The organism is Canicola haemoglobinophilus (genome assembly GCF_002015075.1).
GTDB classification, from domain to species: domain Bacteria; phylum Pseudomonadota; class Gammaproteobacteria; order Enterobacterales; family Pasteurellaceae; genus Canicola; species Canicola haemoglobinophilus.
In genome coordinates, this window is the sequence record NZ_MUXZ01000077.1 from 1 (window position 1) to 1,055 (window position 1,055).

2 protein-coding genes are annotated in these 1,055 nt (G+C 33.6%); both read left to right on the forward strand.

Annotation, left to right across the window (positions count from 1 at the left end; translation table 11 throughout):
- Positions 1-493: hypothetical protein (locus tag B0186_RS11755; RefSeq protein WP_158077986.1), on the forward strand; the 493-nt coding region annotated here is incomplete at its 5' end.
- Positions 490-876, forward strand: a complete 387-nt coding sequence (locus B0186_RS11395) for a hypothetical protein (protein WP_078219581.1) — start codon at positions 490-492, stop codon at positions 874-876. The genes B0186_RS11755 and B0186_RS11395, both read left to right, overlap by 4 nt.
- Positions 877-1,055: the final 179 nt, after the last annotated feature.

Below are 1,055 nucleotides of genomic sequence, written 5' to 3' on the forward strand. Positions count from 1 at the left end.
TTATAAAGATATGAAATTTAATAATACAAGGCTAGAAGCAAATACGGTGGGTACCTCTTATCCAATGAGAAATAATACTATTGGTGGTGTATTATCAGGAGGATTATACGACCAAGGCTATACGGAGAAAGCAAGTGAATTGTTTAAAGAAGGGAAAGTGAGTTATGCGGTTGCACCTGGAGATTTGGTGGGAACTGGTTTAGGGTTGCCATTTTTACCTGGTCGATTTGGTTTAGGGATTGGCAATACAGATACCACTGGGAAGAATTTTAGCCACATTCCTTTGTGGAGTCTGATTATGGGAGATCATACTAAGGCTTATTATAAAGATGAAACTGTTATTAATTTTCTAAATTCAAAAAATAATGACAATAAAGTAACTAAAGATATAAAGTCTTATCATAAGAAAGCTTGGGGACAAATAGGTCCAAAAACTAGTAAATTTGAATTTAATAATGGAATCATAATTAATGATAAGGGGAAAGCTCAATGAAAAAGTTGATATTTATATTTTCCTTATTATTAAGTGGATGTTATCTAGCTAATGGCTCTCCTCCAGACACAAAATATTGGTTAAGAAATGGAAAACAAATATCTTTTGAAGATATTGTTCATTGTGATGAGCAAGTATTTCCATATTTAGGTGAACGGTATGAATATCTTTCTAGAAAAAGGCAAAAAATAGGGTTTATTGATTTTTCTGAAAATAAAGATGAATTTGAGGAATATGAAAATTATTTGAATAAAGCCTTTAGTTTAGTAAATCAATGCTATTACAACTTAGGCTACCGTTTTCAACCGCCCCTAGTTTGGTGTTTAGCCCAAGACGGGGATAATACAAAAATTTGCTTAGAAAACATGAAGTATAGAAATTGAACTATATCGGCAGCTACATACGGATTTAAAAGGTGCAATCATCACTTCAACCAGTCAAGCTGAACAACAAAACAAAAACCGTTTTAGCACAGGGACATTGACTTATTCTGATATTGAAAATCACAGTCGCCATAATGCGAGTGGGTTTGGATTAAGTGGCGGTGTTACTGTCAGTGGTG

Bases quoted from the DNA above. Each gene is read 5' to 3' on its own strand.
- B0186_RS11395 (WP_078219581.1), top strand. From the start codon at position 490: ATGAAAAAGTTGATATTTATATTTTCCTTATTATTAAGTGGATGTTAT.